This is a genomic window from Streptomyces sp. NH27 (genome assembly GCF_056859195.1).
In genome coordinates this window covers 1-18051 of record NZ_JACEGK010000092.1, presented here as the reverse complement: position 1 = coordinate 18051, position 18051 = coordinate 1, and the positions used below count along the sequence as shown (strand labels likewise).

Below are 18051 nucleotides of genomic sequence, written 5' to 3'. Positions count from 1 at the left end.
GCTGACCTGCGGCGCCGCCCGGTCCTGTGGTCAGCCGTCGTCGCTTGTCGGCTTGTAATCCTTACCGAGGACCACCGAGATGTCGGCGTTCGACGGGACCGCGCCCTTCTTCACCGCGCTCGGCTGGAGGCCGAGGGTGGCCGCCACGTCCTTGGCCGCGGCCTCCCGGGCCGGGTCCGTGTAGAGCACCTGGGACACCGCCTGCACGGTGGTGGCCTTGCCGCCCGACACGTAGCCGTACGTACCGCCGTTGACGATGGCGGCCTCCGCCATGGCCGCGGACTTGGAGTTGCCGCTGGCGTCCTTGATCGAGACCCTCGCCGGGCCGGAGTTGCCGGTGCTCTGCTTCACGTTGCCGCCGAGCACGTCCTTCACCACGCTGTCGGTGGCCGCCTCGCTGAGCGTGCCGTCCTTCTGCACCGGCAGCATCGAGGTGCTGTACTGGCCGGTCTTGGCGAGGTCGGCGAGCTGGGCGAGCGAGGCACCGAGCTGCTTGTCGGTGAGCGACGGGTCGAGGATCTGGGCGAGTGCCTGCACCGTCCTGGTCGCGTCGGGTGCGTCGCTCGGCATCTTCATCAGCACCGCCTGCATGACCTGGCCGAACCGGCTGAGCTGGGCGGTCTGCGGCTCGCCGGGCGCCTTGTACGTGGCGTACGCGACCGCGGCGTCCCCGCTCAGTTCCTGCTGCTCGCCCTTGGGCACGAGCACCTTGTCCTTGTCCTTGCCGGTGCCCTTGACCTCGGTGTCGGTGTTGACGTAGATGTCGCCGAGGGAGTCGACCAGCAGCTCCAGGTACGGCGAGTCGAGTCGCCAACTGCCCTTGATGTCCGTGCCGAGCAGGGTGTTGAGGGAGTCCCGGGTGGGCCCGACACCGTTCGCCACGGACTTGTCGAGAGTGGTCACCGAGCCGTCGTCGTCGGCGAGTTGCACCGTGCCGGGGATCAGCACGGTGGAGCCGTGCTTCTTCGTCGCGTTGTCCACCAGCAACGCGGTGGAGCTGGCGCCGCCGTTGACCGGCAACATGTGCACCACGATCACGTCGCGCCGCTCGGCGCCGCCGCTCGCGGCCGCCGCCGTGGAGCCCTTGTTGAACCCGGGGAGCTTCCCGGCCTTCCACAGGTACCCGCCACCGCCGAGCAGGGCGAGCACGAGTATGACCACCAGGCCGAACGTACGTTTACGGCCGCGCCTCTTGGCCTCCTCCCTGCGCTCGGTGCGCGACTCGGAGAACTTCAGCCAGTCGATGACCTCTTCGGACTCCTCGGAGTCCTCGTCGACGAAGGCGAACTGCTCGGTGTGGTAGTCCTCCGCGACCTGCTGCTCCGCCGCCGCAGGCGCCTGCTCCTCCTGGTAGGCGGGCTGTTGCGCGGTCTGGTACTGCGGCACCTGGCCCGTGTCGTACGCGGGCAACTGCCCGGTCTCGTAAGGCGGTTGCTGCCCCGTGTCGTACGCCGGTTGCTGCCCCGTGTCATAGGCGGGCATCTGCCCGGTCTCGTAAGCGGGTTGCTGCCCGGTTCCGTAGGCGGGCATCTGCCCGGTGCCGTAGCCCTGGTCGTAACCGGGCTGGTAGCCCTGCTGCGGGTAGACCTGGTGCGAGCCCGTGTCGTACTGCTCCTGATACGGCGGCGGGGCCTGCTGGGGGACGCCGTAGCCCTGCTGCTGGCCGCCGTACGTCGCGGACGGGTCCTGGTACGACGGCGGGGGCTGGGTGATCGGGCGGCCGTACTCGTCGTAGCCGTAGGGCTGCTGCTGGTAGTAAGGGTCCTGCGCGTAAGGGTCTCTCTCGTTGTCTGGACCGCCCTCGGCATAGTGCCTGCGGGGGTTTGCGTCGTTCACGAGGAACCCCTTCACGTTTGCTGTGCGCCGCTACCCGGTCTCGTGCCGGTAGAGCGCGCGCTTGTCGATGTAGCGCACCACACCGTCCGGAACCAAGTACCAGACCGGGTCACCCTTGGCCACCCGCTGGCGGCAATCGGTCGACGAGATCGCCAGCGCCGGGACCTCCACCAGCGACACACCGCCCTCGGGGAGGCCCGGGTCCGACAGCGTATGCCCTGGACGTGTGACGCCGATGAAATGCGCCAACGCGAAGAGCTCCGCGGCATGCCGCCAGGACAGGATCTGTGACAGCGCGTCGGCCCCCGTGATGAAGAACAGCTCCGCCTCGGGGTGCTCGACCCGCAGGTCCCGCAGGGTGTCGATGGTGTACGTCCGGCCGCCGCGGTCGATGTCGCTGCGGCTCACCGAGAACTGCGGGTTGGAGGCGGTGGCGATCACCGTCATCAGGTAGCGGTCCTCGGCGGCCGAGACCTTGCGGTCTTCCTTCTGCCAGGGCTGACCGGTGGGCACGAAGACGACCTCGTCGAGGTGGAAGAGACTGGCCACCTCGCTCGCGGCCACCAGGTGCCCATGGTGGATGGGGTCGAAGGTACCGCCCATCACGCCGATGCGCTTCTTCTCTGACATGCGGACTGCTAGTCCCGGTTGAAGCGGGTGACGACCCACAGAAGGAGCAGGAGGGCGCCCAGGGCGCCGAATCCGGTCAGGTAGGGGCTGAGGCTCGGGTGGTTGCCGCCCTCGGCGAGAGTCGTCAGGGTGGTGGCTGCTGCGGTCGACATTCGGCTGACCCTTTGCGTTCTCGGGGACGGGCGGGAAGACTCACGGCACATGGTACGGGCGGGGCCCGGGGAACTTCGCGCTGGCTCCGCGCGTCCAGCACTGTGTAACGGTTGGCGAGCAGGGGGTTGGCCCAGGTGTCCGAATCGTCCCAGTCGAAGAAATCGAAGAAGGACGGGCCCGGCGGAAAGGGCTCGGCCGGCAAGAGTTCGAGCGGCGGAGCGGGTGGCGAGAAGCTGCCCAGCCGTACCCGGCGCCGCTTCCCCGACATCTCGTCGCGGGCCTATGAGCATCCGGCCGACAAGTCGGCACTGGTGGCGCTGCGCAAGCTCACCGGATTCGACACCGTCTTCAAGGCGTTGAGCGGCCTGCTGCCCGAGCGCAGCCTGCGGCTGCTGTTCCTGTCCGACTCCGTCCGGGTCAGCGACGAGCAGTTCGCCCATCTCAACGCGATGCTGCGGGACGCCTGTTACATCCTCGACGTGGAGAAGGTGCCGTCCTTCTACGTCACGCAGGACCCGCAGCCGAACGCGATGTGCATCGGCATGGACGAGCCGATCATCGTGGTCACCACCGGCCTGGTGGAGCTGCTGGACGAGGAGGAGATGCGCGCGGTCGTCGGCCACGAGGTGGGCCACGCGCTGTCCGGCCACTCCGTCTACCGGACGATCCTGCTCTTCCTCACCAACCTCGCGCTGCGGGTGGCGTGGATCCCGCTGGGGAACCTGGCGGTGCTGGCGATCGTCACCGCGCTGCGCGAGTGGTTCCGCAAGTCCGAACTGTCCGCGGACCGGGCCGGGTTGCTGGTCGGCCAGGACATCCAGGCGTCGATGCGCGGCCTGATGAAGCTGGCCGGCGGCAACCACCTGCACGAGATGAACGTGGACGCGTTCCTCAAGCAGGCCGACGAGTACGAAGCGGCCGGCGACCTGCGCGACTCGGTGCTGAAGATCCTCAACGTGCTGCCGCGCAGCCACCCCTTCGCCACCGTGCGCGCCGGCGAGCTGCGCAAGTGGGCGGCCAGCCGGGACTATCAGCGGCTGATGGACGGCCACTACCCGCGGCGCACCGACGACAAGGACGCGTCGGTCTACGACACGTTCAAGGAGTCGGCCAGCCACTACACCGATCGGGCGAAGCAGAGCAAGGACCCGCTGGTCGGTCTGATCCGCGACCTGGGCAACGGCGCCGGGGACATCGGCGGCAAGCTGCGCGACAAGTTCACCGGGGCGGGCGGGAAGAGCGACCACGGCACCGACCCGTCCGGGGCCGCACCCGAAGGGGCGTAGCACTCCGCGCCGGACAGCGCGGACGCGGCGATCACCGGCGGCGGCACGACCGCGCCGCCGGTGAAGGTGAGGGTGCCGGTCAAGGCGCCGGGCTCGAACGCAGGGCCGGTATCGAACGCGGTGCCGGCCCCGAAGCCGGCCGCGGTCGCCGGCCCGGCCTCGGTCGCCGTCGCGGTCGCCGTCGCCGACCCTGATCCGTTCCTGGTCCCGTACCCGCTGCCGGCGGGGGTCGGCGTCCGGGCGACCGCAGTACCCGTGCCGGTGGGGGTGGCCGTGCCGGACGGCGTGGCCGGGGCGCCGTCGTCGTCCATCGCGCTGCAGACCGAACCCGCCGGGTGGTCCGGGTGGTACAGATCGACGCCGTCGAGCGGGCCACCGCTGCCGCCGGCGAGTATCGGCCGGAAATAGCTGCCCACGGTGTCGGTGCAGGCCAGCGGGCCGGCCTGGACGTCGGCGTCGACCACCTCGATGTGGTGCTGCCGCAGGTCGGTGTGGTCGGCGTGGAAGGTCAGCTGGCGCCGCACCGAGAACAGCGACACCCCGGTGTCCGGGTCGCCGTGCAGGGCGTAGAAGAAGGTGTAGTCGGCGACGATCTCCAGCTCGCTGCCGGCCGCGGCGGTCCGCACCTTGCCCTTGTTCACGCGGATGGCGTTGGCGTCGCTGCCCGCCAGGGAGATATCCGCGCTGGGGTCGAAACGCACCAGCCAGCCGGTGGCCGCGTGGCTGCCGTCGTCGCTGGGCTGGGTGAGGGTGTCGTCGAACTGGCCGAGCTGGCCGGGGCTCAGCAGCTCCCGCACCGGCTCCAGGTCGCCGTGGATCACCGTGTCGCGTTTGAGCGAGGTGACGGTCAGATACTTCTTCGCGGTGTCCAGCGCCTCCTGGACCTCGCTCTGCGCGTAGCCGCCGATCCGCCGGGCCGCGTCGGTCGGCACCGTGATGCCGTGTCCGTACCCCTGCGCGACACTGCCGGCGAAGGGCGCGCTCGGCGAGACGGCCGGCACCGTGCTCTTCGGCACCAGCGGTATCAGGTTCACCCGGATCTGCTCGCTGACCGCGGGGGTGTGGGAGCGGTACGGGTGGCGGACCCCCATGTAGACGGCGAAGCCGAACGCCACCATGATCAGCACGAACATCGCCAGCGCCTGCCGGGCGAGGCCGCGCGGCATCACATGGCGGATGTGCACCGCGTGCGCGGCGTCGTCGAGCCGCTCGCGCGCGGAGTACTCCTGGATACGGGCAGCCTTGACGAACGACTCGTCGAACACGACGGATCGGTACTCGTTCTCGTCGTCGCCCCCGGCCGGCACGCCGTCGGGCGTGCCCTCGGGAGGGTCTTCATGCCCGCTCATATCACAAGGTTAAGTCCGCATGGACGGGAACAGGCGCCCCTGTGGCGGTCAAGTTGACGTGCGATCAGGGCTGCGGGACGAAGTGGATGGTCGGGGTCGCCGAGGTGCCGATCGGCGGGTGCGTCGGCGGCGGGGTCGTGCTGCGCCCACCGCCCGCGCCCCGGTAGACCGCGGCGAAGGTCAGGGCGACCACGCCGATGCCCATCACCACCGCGAGCGCCCAGGCGACCGGCCGGTGCCAGCGGGTGCTGCTGCCGCGGTAGGGGTGCCCTTCGGCGTAGAGCTCGTCCGCCTCCAGGACGGAACCGTCCTCCAGCTCGGGTACGGCGGCGCCCCGGCTTCTGTGCCGTCCTGGACGGCTGGGTGGCAGCGCGGGACCTTCCGCGACGGCAAGCATCCGTTCCCTGGCCGTGGGCTCATGGAACAGAGCGGACCGTACGAATTCTTCGTCGAGGACTACGGAGGCGAACTCGTCATCGTCCGGCATCTGTTCAGAGTAAGCCGGAAGAGGCCCTTTTGGGCAGGGCTTTCCCGGCCCGCAGTGCGGCGGCTGTGCGCCAGGGGCGGTGGCGTGGTACGGAGGCCGTACCGGCCGCCCGGGTCGGATGGGGCGGCCGGGTACCCGTGGGGCACCGGTCAGCGGATGTGGCCGTCGCCGGTGACGATGTACTTGGTGGAGGTCAGCTCGGGCAGGCCCATCGGGCCGCGCGCGTGCAGCTTCTGGGTGGAGATGCCGATCTCGGCGCCGAAGCCGAACTGGCCGCCGTCGGTGAACCGGGTGGAGGCGTTCACCATCACCGCGGCAGCGTCGACCAGCCGGGTGAAGCGGCGGGCGGCGGCCTGCGAGGTGGTCACGATCGCCTCGGTGTGGCCGGAGGACCACAGCCGGATGTGCGCGACGGCCGCGTCCAGCGAGTCCACCACGCCGGCCGCGATGTCGTACGACAGGTACTCCGTCTCCCAGTCCTCGGCGGTGACCGGCACCACGGTGGCCTTGCCGTCGTGCGCCCGCGCGGCCGCCACCACCCCCGGGTCGCCGTGCACGGTGACGCCCGCCTCGGCGAGCGCGTCCAGCGCGCGGGGCAGGAAACGGTCGGCGATGTCGCGGTGCACCAGCAGCGTCTCCGCGGCGTTGCAGACGCTGGGCCGCTGCGCCTTGGAGTTCACCAGGATCTCCACGGCGGTGTCCACGTCGGCCTCGGCGTCCACGTAGACGTGGCAGTTGCCGGTGCCGGTCTCGATCACGGGCACGGTGGAGCCCTCGACGACGGTACGGATCAGGGCGGCGCCGCCGCGCGGGATCAGTACGTCGACCTGGCCGCGGGCCCGCATCAGCTCGGTGACGGACTCACGGCTCTCGCCCGGCACGAGCTGCACCGCGTCCGCGGGCAGGCCGGCGCCGCCGACCGCGTCGCGCACCACGGTGACCAGGGCGGTGTTCGAGGAGTACGCGGAGGACGAGCCGCGCAGCAGCACCGCGTTGCCGGACTTCAGGCAGAGCGCGGCGGCGTCCACGGTGACGTTCGGGCGGGCCTCGTAGATGATGCCGACCACGCCGAGCGGGACGCGGACCTGCCGCAGGTCGAGCCCGTTGGGGAGGGTGGAGCCGCGCAGCACCTCGCCGACCGGGTCGGGCAGCGACACGACGTGCCGAACGTCGGCGGCGATCGCGGCGACCCGCTCACGGGTCAGGGTGAGCCGGTCGATGATCGCCGCACTCGTGCCGGCGGCCTTGGCGCGGGCCACGTCCTCGGCGTTGGCGGCGATGATCTCCTGGGTGCGGACGATCAGGGCGTCCGCGATGGCCAGCAGCGCGTCGTCCTTCGCCGCGCGGGCCTGCGGGGCCAGCTCCGCGGCGGCGGCGCGGGCGCGGTACGCGGCCAGCAGCACGGGGGAGTTGGGGAGCGGCGAGGGCAATTCCATGCGGTGCAGGGTACCCTGACCCGCCCGGGTGGCTGGTTCACGTAGTTGCGGGACCTTGCGGCCTGTGGGTGGCTTGTCGCGCCGTTCCCCGCGCCCCTGGTTCTGTGCGGCTCCTCCGTGAAAAGAAGCTCGCTTCTCCCGAGCGGCCCGGGTGCCCTTGTTCCGGCACGTTCATCGGCGGGCTGGGCGCCCGCCGGCCCTGCCCCTGCAGCGGGTTGCCGGGCCTTCCCCCGGTGGCCTGCTGGTCGCGCAGTTCCCTGCGCCCCTTGTTGTGGCTGATCGCCGCGGAAGAGGTGCACCATCCACGGGCGCGTGGGGGTACCTCCCAGGCGAAGCTCGGGGGGGAGAACTGCGCGACCAGCCACGGCGAGCCGCAAGGTCCCGGTCGGACAGGACGGGGCAACCTGGAGGGCAGGGGCACCCTGTGTCAGTACGGGTGGACGCCTACCGGGACCGCTGGAGGGGGGCCGTAGCCTTCGGCCAGGCGCTGGTGGTAGGTGATGCGGTCGATGACTTCGAGGCCGACCGTCTCCCAGGGCGGGAGGGCGGCCGTGGAGCGGTGCTCGCCCCACAACCGCAAGGCCAGCGCAGCGGCATCATGGAGGTCGCGGGCCTCTTCCCAGTAGCGGATCTCGGCGTGGTCGGTCGCGTAGCGACTGGTGAGCAGGAACGGATGGTCGTGCGCGAGTTGCTCCAGCCCGCGTCTGACCTCGGCGAGGGGCGCGCGGGGCCCGGAGACGCTGAGCGTGACGTGCCACAGCCGGGCGGAAGGGTGTTCGTCGTGCCCGGTCTCGGCGTCGTCGGCGCTGCTGCCGGTGCCGGCCGTACCGACGTCGTGCCCGCTGCTCACGCTGACGAGCGCGCGCCCCGACGTCCCCCTGGACGAGTGCCCTGGGCGCCCTCGTTTCACCGGTGGCCTCCCTGTGGGTGACGTTGCCCGGCGCCGCCCGCACGCTCCCCGCGGACGACTCCTCCGCTTCACAGTTGACCAGGCTCGGCGGCCGAGCGGGGCGTTTTCCCGGAGATTGGCCAAGGAGCGACCGGCCTGGCGCATCCACGGAACGGGCCGAAACGGGCAGCCAACCGCCGGAAACGGGCAGCCTCGCCCCGGGTGGAGCTACGGGCGCAGCAGCACGAGGTCGTCGCGGTGGACCACTTCGCGTTCGTACGCCGGGCCGAGCTCCCTGGCCAGGTCGCGGGTGGAGCGGCCGAGCAGCCGGGGCAGCTCGCGGGCGTCGAAGTTGACCAGGCCGCGGGCGACCGCGTGACCGGACTCGTCCAGCAGGTCGACCGGGTCGCCCGCGGTGAAGTCGCCCTCGACCGCGGTGAGTCCGGCCGGCAGCAGCGAGCTGTGCCGCTCGGTGACGGCGCGCACCGCGCCCGCGTCCAGCCGCAGCGAGCCGCGCGGGGTGGAGGCGTGCGCGAGCCACAGCAGCCGGTCGGCGGAGCGCTTGCCGGTGCGGTGGAAGTACGTGCCGGTCTCGCGGCCGGCCAGCGCGTCGGCGGCGTGCACGGCGGAGGTGAGCACCACCGGCACCCCGGCACCGGTGGCGATGGCGGCCGCCTCGACCTTGGTGACCATGCCGCCGGTGCCGACGCCGGCCCGGCCCGCGCTGCCGATGGAGATGCCGGCGAGGTCGCCGGGGCCGGTGACCTCGCCGACCAGGCTGGTGCCGGGGGTGCGCGGGTCGCCGTCGTAGAGGCCGTCGACGTCGGAGAGCAGCACCAGCAGGTCGGCGCGGACCAGGTGGGCGACGAGGGCGGCGAGCCGGTCGTTGTCGCCGAACCGGATCTCGTCGGTGGCGACCGTGTCGTTCTCGTTGACGATCGGCAGGGCGCCCATGGTCAGCAACTGGTCGAGGGTGCGGTACGCGTTGCGGTAGTGGGTGCGGCGGCTGACGTCGTCGGAGGTGAGCAGCACCTGGCCGACGCGGATGCCGTACCGGGCGAAGGAGGCGGTGTACCGGGCGACCAGCAGGCCCTGGCCGACGCTTGCGGCGGCCTGCTGCCGGGCCAGGTCGTGGGGGCGGCGCGGCAGGCCGAGCGGTGCGAGCCCGGCGGCGATCGCGCCGGAGGAGACGAGGACCACCTCGCGGTCCGCGCGGGTCTTGGCGAGGACGTCGACGAGGGCGTCCACCCGGTCCGCGTCCAGCCCGCCGGCGGCCGTGGTCAGCGACGAGGAGCCGACCTTCACCACGACCCTGCGGGCCTCCACCACGTCCTGCCGTGCCGCCGCTGTCACCTGCGCCGTCCCTCTGTCCGTTCTTCCGCCCGCCGCGTGATCGCCGGCCGTGCCGCCGTACCGAAACCCGCCGTGCCGAAACCCGCCGCGCCGCGATCCGTCCGGCCGGGACGAGCCGTCACTCCGGGTGGTGCAGTTGCCAGCCCGCCCATGCCGAACCCACCATCTCCCGGACGTCGTACCGTGCGCGCCAGTCCAGCTCCTTGGCGATCGCCTCGGCCGAGGCGATGACGCGGGCCGGGTCGCCCGGGCGGCGCGGACCGACCTCGGGCATGAGGCCAGTGTGGCCGGTCACCTCGCCGATCACCGCAACCATCTCGGCCACCGAGACGCCGAGGCCGGTGCCGATGTTCAGCACCAGGGCCGCGTGCGGGTCGGCGGTGAGCCGGCGGGCGGCGGCCAGGTGCGCGGAGGCGATGTCCTTGACGTGGACGTAGTCGCGGACGCAGGTGCCGTCGGGCGTCGCGTAGTCGTCGCCGAAGATCAGCGGCGGCGCTCCCGCGGCGAGCCGCTGGAAGACCATCGGGACGATGTTGGACACACCGGTGTCGGCGAGCTCCGGGGTGGCCGCGCCCGCGACGTTGAAGTAGCGCAGCGACGCGGTGGCCATGCCGTACGCCTGGCCGGCGGCCGCGACCAGCCACTCGCCGGCGAGTTTGGTCTCGCCGTACGGGCTCATCGGCGCGCAGGGCGTCTGCTCGGTGACCAGGTCGACGTCGGTCGGGCCGTAGACGGCCGCGGAGGAGGAGAAGACGAAGCGGCGCACCTCGGCGGCCACGGCCGCGTCGAGGACGGTCCGCAGCCCCTCGACGTTCTCCCGGTAGTAGTACAGCGGGCGTTCGACGGACTCGCCGACCTGCTTCTTGGCGGCGATGTGCACGATCCCGTCGACGGCGTACTCGCGCAGCACCCGCGCCAGCACCTCCGCGTCGAGCACCGAGCCGCGCTCCAGCGGGACGCCGGCCGGCAGCCGGGCCGGATCGCCGCTGCTGAGGTCGTCCAGGACCACGACGCTCTCACCGGCGGCGGTCAACTCCCTGACGACGTGGGACCCGATGTATCCGGCTCCGCCGGTGATCAACCACATCGTCCCACCCTAACAGCGGGCGCGGCGGGGCCCGATGGCCACTTCGGGAGACCGCCCGCCGTCATCCGAGGTACCGGAGATCTTCACCGAATTAACAGAAAAGCCTTGCGCTTCGGACACATATCCGCATAAGACAGGGGGTCGGAGCACCCCGGGGGGACATCGGCGGTCGAGGCGACCTGCGCAGCTCTGCGCGGTCATGCCTGCGCACGTGGCCCGGCGCTGTGGTGCCCGCACCCTATTCCTCGACAAAGGAACACACACGTGTCCAACTCCTTTCGCCGCAAGGGCCGCCGCACGGCCGCCTGCGCGGTGCTCGGCTGCGCGGGCCTGCTGGCCACCGGCGCGCTGAGCGGCACCGCGGCTGCTGACACGCCCGGTGCCCCCGGCCCGGTCAAGCGGCCGGCCGTCACAGCCAAGGCATCGCAGTTCTCGCTGCCGGCCCGCTCGTCGAAGAAGCTGCGCGGCAAGACCGCGAAGATCGCCACCTCCGCCGCGACCACGCACCCGTCCGACTTCGACGGTGACGGCGCGGACGACCTGGTCTACCGGTACAGCGACGGCGAGATCGTCATCGACCTGCTCAACGACGCCTCCGATCGCCTCACCACGGTGATCGACGGCGACGCCTCGCAGGTGAAGGACCTGCTGACGCCGGGCGACCTCGACGGCGACGGCAAGCCCGACCTGCTGACGCTGACCGCCAGCGGCTCGCTGCGCCTGCACAGCGGCGCCAACCCGCTGCAGACCGACGGCCTCCAGTCGTACACCACCGTCGGCACCGGCTGGCAGCAGTACACCAAGCTGGTCGCGCCCGGCGACCTGAACGGTGACGGCAAGCCCGACCTGCTGGCGCGCAGCTCGGCCGGACTGTTCTTCTACCCGGGCACCGGCAAGGGCTCGGCACCCTTCGGCGCCCGGGTCCAGGTCGGCGGCGCGGGCTGGAACCAGTTCAACCAGCTCGTCGGCGTGGGCGACTTCAACGGCGACGGCATCGGCGACATCGTCGCCCGCAACTCCAGCGGTCTGTGGCTGTACACCGGCAGCGGCAACGCGGCCACCCCGTTCTCGGCGAAGACCCAGATCGGCGGCACCGGCTGGAACCAGTACAACCAGCTCGTCGGCGGCGGCGACTACGACGGCAACGGCACCCAGGACCTGCTCGCCCGCGGCTACGACGGCACCCTCTACGTGTACGCGGGCAACGGCAACGGCACGTTCGACCCCACGCGCATTGAGGTCGGCACGGGCTGGGGCTGGGAGCGGCAGTTGGCGGGCGCCGGCGCCAACCCGTTCTTCGGCAAGGACGGCATCTATGCCAACACCTCGAACGGCACCCTGTACTACTACGACGCCACCGGCACCGGGAACCTCGACGCGAAGCAGGAGGCCGGCACGGGCTTCGACCGCAGCGCGATCCGGCTCTACGAGGTCTCCTCGCTGACCGACTCCGGGTTCTCGGACCTGATCGGCAAGGGCCTGTACGACGGCCACCTGTACAACCTGGCGAACTACGCCAACAACGACGACATGCTCGCCGGCGGTTCGACGTCGTACAACCTGGTGGTCGGCCCCGGCGACCTCAACGGCGACGGCAAGGGCGACCTGCTCGCCCGCAACTCGTCGGCGCTGTACTACTACGGCGGCAACGGCAACGGCCTGTCGATGAAGGGCCGCGTGCAGGTCGGCGGCAGCGGCTGGAACCAGTACAACCAGATCGTCGGCATCGGCGACCTGACCGGTGACGGCAAGGCGGACATCGTCGCGCGCTCGTCGGCCGGGCTGTTCCTGTACGCCGGCACCGGCAAGGCGTCCTCACCCTTCGGGGCGAAGAAGCAGATCGGCGGTAGCGGCTGGAGCCAGTACAACAAGCTGATCGCGCCCGGCGACATGAACGGCGACGGGGTGGCGGACCTGCTGGCCCGCAGCTCGAAGGGCCTGTACTTCTACGCGGGCACCGGCAACGGCACCTTCAAGGCGCGGGTCCAGATCGGCGGCACCGGCTGGAGCCAGTACGCCGACCTGGGCTGATCCGAGCAACCACCGGCTCATCTGAGGGGCGCCGGCACCGCTTCGTGCGGCGCCGGCGCCTCTTGCCGTTCCCGCCTGACACTGTGCTGGCCCCGCCGATCCCCGCTGACGATCCACCTGAACAGCCGCCGACATCGAAGTGATACCAGTCACAATCCGCGGTGTACGTACATCCTTTCGTCCGCTGAACTGTCCTACTCCGGAGCGCCACGTACTCCTGAGGTGCGCCCGCGCTCTGTTCGGCGACCCTTCACGGCCGCCGTAGGATTCCACGGACAAACCAGCGGCCTGAAACCAGAGCCGCGAAAGGCGAGGCGGAAACAAGGATGTCGGTCAAGGTCAGCGTCATCGTCCCGGTCTACAACCCCGGGAAATACATAGAGCCGTGCATCGCGTCGCTGTTGGGGCAGACGCTGCCGGCGGACGAACTGGAACTCCTTTTCGTCAATGACGGCTCGACCGACGACACCCCCGCGAGACTGGACCGGCTCGCCGCCGAGCACCCGCAGGTGCGGGTCATCCACATCCCGAATTCCGGCTGGCCGGGCAAGCCGCGCAACATCGGCGTCGAACAGGCGCGCGGCGAGTACGTGCACTTCGTCGACCAGGACGACTACATGGCGCCCGACGCGCTGCGCCGGCTGTACGACATGGGACACCGCAACGGCTCGGACATCGTCTTCGGCAAGGTCGCGAGCAACTTCCGCGGGGTCCCGCACGGCGTCTTCCGGGTCAACCGCGAGAAGTGCACGATCCACGACGCACCGCTGGTGGACAGCCTCACGCCGCACAAGATGTTCCGCACCCAGTTCCTGCGGGACAACAAGATCGCCTACCCCGAGGGCAAGCGGCGGCTGGAAGACCAGCTGTACATGATGGAGACCTATTTCCCGGCGAAGGTCGTCTCCATCCTCGGCGACTACACCTGCTACCACTACTCCAAGCGCGACGACGGCAAGAACGCCGGCTCGGCGAAGATCGTGCCGTCCGGCTACTACGGCAACCTGCGCGAAGTGCTCGACGTGGTGGTCGCCAACACCGAGCCCGGCACCTTCCGGGACGACCTGCTGCGCCGCTTCTACCGGGTCGAGATGCTCGGCCGGCTCAGCGAGCCGTCGGTGCTGAAGTACACCCCCGAGTACCGCGACGAGATGATCGACGCCGTCAACGACGTGGCCGGCGACTTCGTCAACGACGGGGTGCATGACGGGCTCGGCGCCATCATGCGGCTGCGCTCCACCCTGCTGCGCCGCGACCGGCGCGAGCAGCTGGTCGTGGTCGCCCGCCGGGCCTCCTCGGTCAAGGGCACCGCCCGGCTGGAGGACTTCCGCTGGGTCGACGGCCGGATCGCCATCACCGTCACCGCCCGCCTGGTGTGGGGCGACGACAAGAAGCCGCTGTCGCTGCTGCGCCGCGGCGACCGCTACTACCTGCACCCCGACTTCCACCAGGACCTGCTGGAGGACGGCGAGCTGATCGACGTCACCGACGAGATCGACGGCTACCGCGCGGAGGTCAGCATCCGCGACCGGGAGACCGCGGTGGAGTGGGCCTGCCCCGCGGAGTTCGAGACCGCGGTGGAGGACCTGCCGGCCGTCGCGGGCGGCCCGGAGGGCGTGCTCTGCGAGGTGGTGCTGCACGGCACCGGCTACCTCGACCCCAAGGCGGTCAAGGGCCGTGACGCGCTCACCCGCGGCATGTGGGACGTGTGGGTGCCGGTGCGCGGCCTCGGCCTGGTCCGCAAGGCCCGGCTCGGCGCCGACCGGGCGCCGGGTGTGGACGACGCGTGCCTGCCCGCCCTGCTCGGCGAGCCCGCCCAGCTCACGGTGCCGTACTTCACCGACCCGCACGGCAACCTGACGCTGGACGTGGCACGGCGCGGCAAGAAGCTCGGCGACGCGCTGGCCGGCCGCGAGGTGCTGCGGATGCCGGGCGACCAGCTGGAACTGGAGCTGGCCGCGGTCTCGCACTCGGGCACCGCCACCGCCCGGGCCTGGCTGGTGCTGCGCGGCACCGGTCCGGACGCGGCCTTCGCGGGGCTGCCGGCCGTGCTGGAGCCGGTGGGCGGCCGGGTTCACCTGCGACCGGCCGACGTCAAGGAGGGCGCCACTCCGTTCACCGGGCTGCGGTCGGGCACCTGGCAACTGTCGGCCCGGCTGGACGGCGCCGCCTCGGGACCCGAACTGAAGATCGGGCAGGTGCGGGTCGACGACCGCGGCCGCCTGCACCCGGTCGAGGGCCTGGATACGGTGGATCCGGCCACCGCCAGTGAGGCCCAGGCCCAGCGGCGCCGGTCAGCCAATCGCAGCATGCTGAAGCGGATCGGCGGCCCGGTGATGCAGCGGCTCAACCCCAGCTCCCGCAAGAAGCTCCGGCGGATGGCCACGCGCTTCGGCGCCTAGGTTCGGCACCTGGGCTCGGGGCGGGACGGCCGCACGGCACGCAGCACCACTCGAACGGGGTCCCGCGCACATCGGCGGGACCCCGTACTCCTCGCGCGTACTTCTACCGTCGGCCGTCCGCCGCTTCGCTCGCCTCTTTTTTTCGTCGCCCCTCTCTCCCCCACCCGTCACCAACCCCCAAGGACGTGATCCGCATGCGGCAGCTGGACATCGCCGGCGCCTTCGTACACGAGCCCAAGATCTTCCCGGACAGCCGGGGGGCGTTCCACGAGTGGTTCCGCGCCGCGGACTTCGAGGAGTCCGTGGGCCACCGGCTGGACCTGGTGCAGGCCAACTGCTCGGTCTCCAGCCGCGGCACCCTGCGCGGGGTGCACTTCGCGGACGTGCCGCCGAGCCAGGCGAAGTACGTCAAGTGCGTGCGCGGCGCGGTGCTCGACGTGATCGTGGACATCCGGGTCGGCTCGCCCACCTACGGCCAGTGGGAGGGCGTGCGGCTGGACGACGACCAGCACCACGCGGTGTACCTTTCCGAGGGCCTGGGGCATGCCTTCATGGCCCTCACCGACGACGCCACGGTGGTCTACCTCTGCTCGGCCGGGTACTCCCCCGGGCGCGAGCACGGCATCAACCCGCTCGACCCGGAACTGGGCATCGCCTGGCCCTCGGACGTCGAGCCGCTGCTGTCGGAGAAGGACGCCCAGGCGCCCACCCTCGCCGAGGCGCGCGCGCAGGGGCTGCTGCCCTCGTACGAGGACTGCCTGCGTTTCGATGCGGACCTGCGAGCCGGCAGCCCCTCTCAGGGCTCCTGAAACCTCTGAGGTCTCTGAGGATTCGACAAACTTCCGCTGAACGATGTCGGTCCGGCGGAGCAACCGCTAGCGTCGCTCCATCACTCCCGCCGTCTTACGCATCGAAGGGTTGTTCAGTGCACCGTCACGAGTTCCTGCGCAGGCTGCACAAAGCCTACAAGCCGCGCAACTATCTGGAGATCGGCGTCAACGACGGGAAGAGCCTGGCGCTGTCCCGGGTGCCGTCCGTCGCGATTGACCCGGCCTTCAAGCTCACCCAGTCCATCAGTTGCGACGTACACCTGGTGCGGGCCACGAGTGACGCGTTCTTCAACCGCAAGGACCCGCTGCTGCACCTGCGCCCGGGACGCAACCCGTTCCGGGCGCTGGGCCGCCGCGACCCGCTCGCCCTGGTCGGCGACCCCGTGCTGGAGCTGTCCTTCATCGACGGCATGCACATCTTCGAGTACGCGCTGCGCGACTTCATGAACATCGAGAAGCACTCCCGCTGGTCCAGCGTGATCGTCTTCGACGACATGCTGCCGCGCAACGTGGACGAGGCCGCCCGCGACCGGCACACCAAGGACTGGGCCGGCGATGTCTTCAAGGTCGCCCAGGTGCTGCGCCGCTACCGCCCCGACCTGACCGTGGTGGACGTCGACACCGTGAAGACCGGCGTGACCGCGATCTTCGGCGCCGACCCGACCAACACGGTGCTCCGCGACAACTACGACAAGATCATCGCGGAGTACGCCACCGAGGACCCGCAGGACATCCCGGAGGAACTGCTGCTCCGCAAGAACGCGGTCAACGCCGAGACGCTGCTGCGGGCCCCCTTCTGGCCCGCGCTCGCCCGGGCCCGCAACCTGCACCGCGGCCGCTCGTCCTTCGGCGCGATCCGCCGGCAGATCGAGTCCGTGAGCTGACAACTGGTCTCAGGTCCGGCCCCGTCGCCGGCGCCTCGTCCTGGTTGTCCTCGACAGCCCCTAGGTCGTGGTGTCCGGCGGGGCCGGGGCGCGGCCGGCGCGCTCCCATGGCAGCGTGCCGCGGCCGAGCAGCGCGAGCACCGGCACCGTGAGGATGCCCACGAAGAGCGCGGCACACATGTAGCGCCACAGCGGTGACGGGTTGGCCGCGAGCACCGTGACCTGGAGGGCGGCCGGCAGCACCGCGAGTGCGAGCAGCTCGTATCTGCGGCGGCGTACAGCGGCCAGCGCGACCACCAGGTAGCCCAGGTAGGTCCAGTTCACCCCGCGCCACAGCAGCGTCGTCCGCTTCGGCCCCTGCGTCCATTCGAAGGCCCTGGTCCCGATGTGGTGGAGCTTGGAGGACAGCGGGTCGTCGGGCAGCGAGGCGTGGTAGGGGAGTTGCTGGACCGAGTCCAGGCCGAAGCTGGACCAGGTGCGCAGCAGATGGGTGTTGGACGCCGCGTACAAGCCGGTGTGGCCGGTGAACGCCCAGGCGATGTCGGCGCGGCACAACCGGGCGTCGATGATGAGCGTCGGGTGGTGTTCGAGGATCCGCCCCCACAGGGCGAGCAGTTGCCCGTTCTCCTTGCCGGCCTTGATCCGGTTCATCGGCTTGTGCATGATCGGGTCGGCCACATGGCAGTTGCCGCCCGGGCGGCTCCAGTGCGACAGCGGCGCGATACCGCGCAGCAGCCGCAGGTCGGACGCGGTGAAGATGTCGGGGCGCTTGGCGTAGGCGACACCGATGTCGGCGTAGTTGAAGGCGTACACCTCGTCGGGGCGCGGCGTCTGGACGCCGAGCGCCGGGTAGAGGAAGTTGTTCATCACCAGCGTCACCACCAGCGGGACCCCGACCGCGGTGGCGATCCAGCGGCGCGTGCCCGGCAGCAGCAGCACCAGCAGCACCCCGGCGGCGATGAGCACCGGGAAGCCGTTGTTGCGGAACAGGCCGATGCCCAGGCAGCCCAGGCCCAGGGTCAGCAGCTGCCGGCGGAAGGACCGGTCGCGGACGCCGTGCTCGCGACGCAACCGGCGGGCGGTGAGCTGGACCACCGCGCCGAAGGCGACCAGGGTGGCGATGGTGTAGGCGACGTCCTTCCAGACGAACACCGTGAACGAGGCGGTCATCGGGGCCGCGGCGACGACCAGGGCGCCGAGCGCGCTCCACCGCCCGCGCACCCCGAGGTCGCGCAGCGCCACGCAGACGTAGGCGAGCGCGGCGGCCATGCCGATGGTCTGGACGAAGGTCAGGGCCGCGATGCCGCCGGTGACCTGGAGCGAGATCCACAGCAGCGCGTCGTAGGCGACCGAGTGGTCCGAGCGCCAGTGGGAGGTGCTGACCTCGTAGATGTAGGT

The 18051-nt window shown here is 71.0% G+C and carries 14 protein-coding genes and 1 pseudogene; 5 read left to right on the top strand and 10 right to left on the bottom strand.

Translation table 11 applies throughout. The annotated features are described in order from the left end of the window. Positions 1-30 precede the first annotated feature (30 nt). From AC13HU_RS10585 to AC13HU_RS10575, 3 genes are read right to left on the bottom strand one after another with little or no spacing between them, the layout of a single operon-like run. On the bottom strand, positions 31-1836 hold the full coding sequence (locus tag AC13HU_RS10585) for an LCP family protein (RefSeq protein WP_483041529.1): 1806 nt from the start codon (positions 1834-1836) through the stop codon (positions 31-33). A 30-nt stretch (positions 1837-1866) separates the two neighbouring features. Continuing rightward, positions 1867-2466, bottom strand: a complete 600-nt coding sequence (gene nadD / locus AC13HU_RS10580) for a nicotinate-nucleotide adenylyltransferase (protein ID WP_483041528.1) — start codon at positions 2464-2466, stop codon at positions 1867-1869. A gap of 8 nt (positions 2467-2474) precedes the next feature. Next, entirely contained in the window at positions 2475-2618 is a 144-nt protein-coding gene (locus AC13HU_RS10575) for a hypothetical protein (RefSeq protein ID WP_328464084.1), read from the bottom strand. A 234-nt stretch (positions 2619-2852) separates the two neighbouring features. On the opposite strand from AC13HU_RS10575, the gene AC13HU_RS10570 reads away from it, so the two are divergent. Further along, a complete protein-coding gene (locus AC13HU_RS10570; protein WP_483041531.1) occupies positions 2853-3905 on the top strand; it encodes a M48 family metallopeptidase in 1053 nt (350 codons plus the stop codon). Between the two features lie 302 nt (positions 3906-4207). On the opposite strand, the pseudogene AC13HU_RS10565 reads toward AC13HU_RS10570, so the two are convergent. The 6 genes and pseudogenes from AC13HU_RS10565 to galE all read right to left on the bottom strand — a co-directional run. After that, positions 4208-5254: pseudogene (locus tag AC13HU_RS10565) on the bottom strand (SCO2583 family membrane protein); the annotation flags it as partial. Between the two features lie 64 nt (positions 5255-5318). Next, positions 5319-5741 carry an SCO2583/SCO2584 N-terminal domain-containing protein gene (locus AC13HU_RS10560; protein WP_483041527.1) on the bottom strand — a complete coding sequence of 141 codons (423 nt, stop codon included), beginning with the start codon at positions 5739-5741 and terminating at the stop codon, positions 5319-5321. A 149-nt stretch (positions 5742-5890) separates the two neighbouring features. Further along, positions 5891-7177: a glutamate-5-semialdehyde dehydrogenase gene (locus tag AC13HU_RS10555; RefSeq protein ID WP_483041526.1), complete on the bottom strand. Its 1287-nt coding sequence runs from the start codon at positions 7175-7177 to the stop codon at positions 5891-5893. Between the two features lie 427 nt (positions 7178-7604). Further along, the gene (locus AC13HU_RS10550; protein WP_483041525.1) at positions 7605-8087 is read right to left on the bottom strand and encodes a hypothetical protein; all 483 of its coding nucleotides are present in this window, start codon (positions 8085-8087) and stop codon (positions 7605-7607) included. Between the two features lie 207 nt (positions 8088-8294). Next, positions 8295-9374, bottom strand: a complete 1080-nt coding sequence (proB, locus tag AC13HU_RS10545; protein WP_483041530.1) for a glutamate 5-kinase — start codon at positions 9372-9374, stop codon at positions 8295-8297. A 163-nt stretch (positions 9375-9537) separates the two neighbouring features. Continuing rightward, positions 9538-10506: a UDP-glucose 4-epimerase GalE gene (gene galE / locus AC13HU_RS10540; protein WP_483041524.1), complete on the bottom strand. Its 969-nt coding sequence runs from the start codon at positions 10504-10506 to the stop codon at positions 9538-9540. A gap of 264 nt (positions 10507-10770) precedes the next feature. On the opposite strand from galE, the gene AC13HU_RS10535 reads away from it, so the two are divergent. The 4 genes from AC13HU_RS10535 (at position 10771) to AC13HU_RS10520 (ending at position 16653) form a co-directional block, all read left to right on the top strand. Then, a complete protein-coding gene (locus tag AC13HU_RS10535; protein WP_483041523.1) occupies positions 10771-12537 on the top strand; it encodes an FG-GAP repeat domain-containing protein in 1767 nt (588 codons plus the stop codon). Positions 12538-12863: 326 nt separating this feature from the next. Then, a complete protein-coding gene (locus AC13HU_RS10530) occupies positions 12864-14939 on the top strand; it encodes a glycosyltransferase family 2 protein (RefSeq protein ID WP_483041522.1) in 2076 nt (691 codons plus the stop codon). 194 nt (positions 14940-15133) lie between these two features. Beyond that, positions 15134-15748: a dTDP-4-dehydrorhamnose 3,5-epimerase gene (rfbC, locus tag AC13HU_RS10525; RefSeq protein ID WP_483041521.1), complete on the top strand. Its 615-nt coding sequence runs from the start codon at positions 15134-15136 to the stop codon at positions 15746-15748. A 116-nt stretch (positions 15749-15864) separates the two neighbouring features. Then, a complete protein-coding gene (locus tag AC13HU_RS10520) occupies positions 15865-16653 on the top strand; it encodes a class I SAM-dependent methyltransferase (RefSeq protein ID WP_483041520.1) in 789 nt (262 codons plus the stop codon). Between the two features lie 60 nt (positions 16654-16713). Here AC13HU_RS10520 and AC13HU_RS10515 read toward each other — a convergent pair. Continuing rightward, a partial coding sequence (locus AC13HU_RS10515; RefSeq protein WP_483041519.1) for a DUF6020 family protein occupies positions 16714-18051 on the bottom strand: 1338 nt, incomplete at its 5' end.

Bases quoted from the DNA above. Each gene is read 5' to 3' on its own strand.
- AC13HU_RS10555 (WP_483041526.1), bottom strand. From the start codon at position 7,177: ATGGAATTGCCCTCGCCGCTCCCCAACTCCCCCGTGCTGCTGGCCGCG.
- AC13HU_RS10575 (WP_328464084.1), bottom strand. From the start codon at position 2,618: ATGTCGACCGCAGCAGCCACCACCCTGACGACTCTCGCCGAGGGCGGC.
- AC13HU_RS10530 (WP_483041522.1), top strand. From the start codon at position 12,864: ATGTCGGTCAAGGTCAGCGTCATCGTCCCGGTCTACAACCCCGGGAAA.
- nadD (WP_483041528.1), bottom strand. From the start codon at position 2,466: ATGTCAGAGAAGAAGCGCATCGGCGTGATGGGCGGTACCTTCGACCCC.
- galE (WP_483041524.1), bottom strand. From the start codon at position 10,506: ATGTGGTTGATCACCGGCGGAGCCGGATACATCGGGTCCCACGTCGTC.
- rfbC (WP_483041521.1), top strand. From the start codon at position 15,134: ATGCGGCAGCTGGACATCGCCGGCGCCTTCGTACACGAGCCCAAGATC.
- AC13HU_RS10560 (WP_483041527.1), bottom strand. From the start codon at position 5,741: ATGCCGGACGATGACGAGTTCGCCTCCGTAGTCCTCGACGAAGAATTC.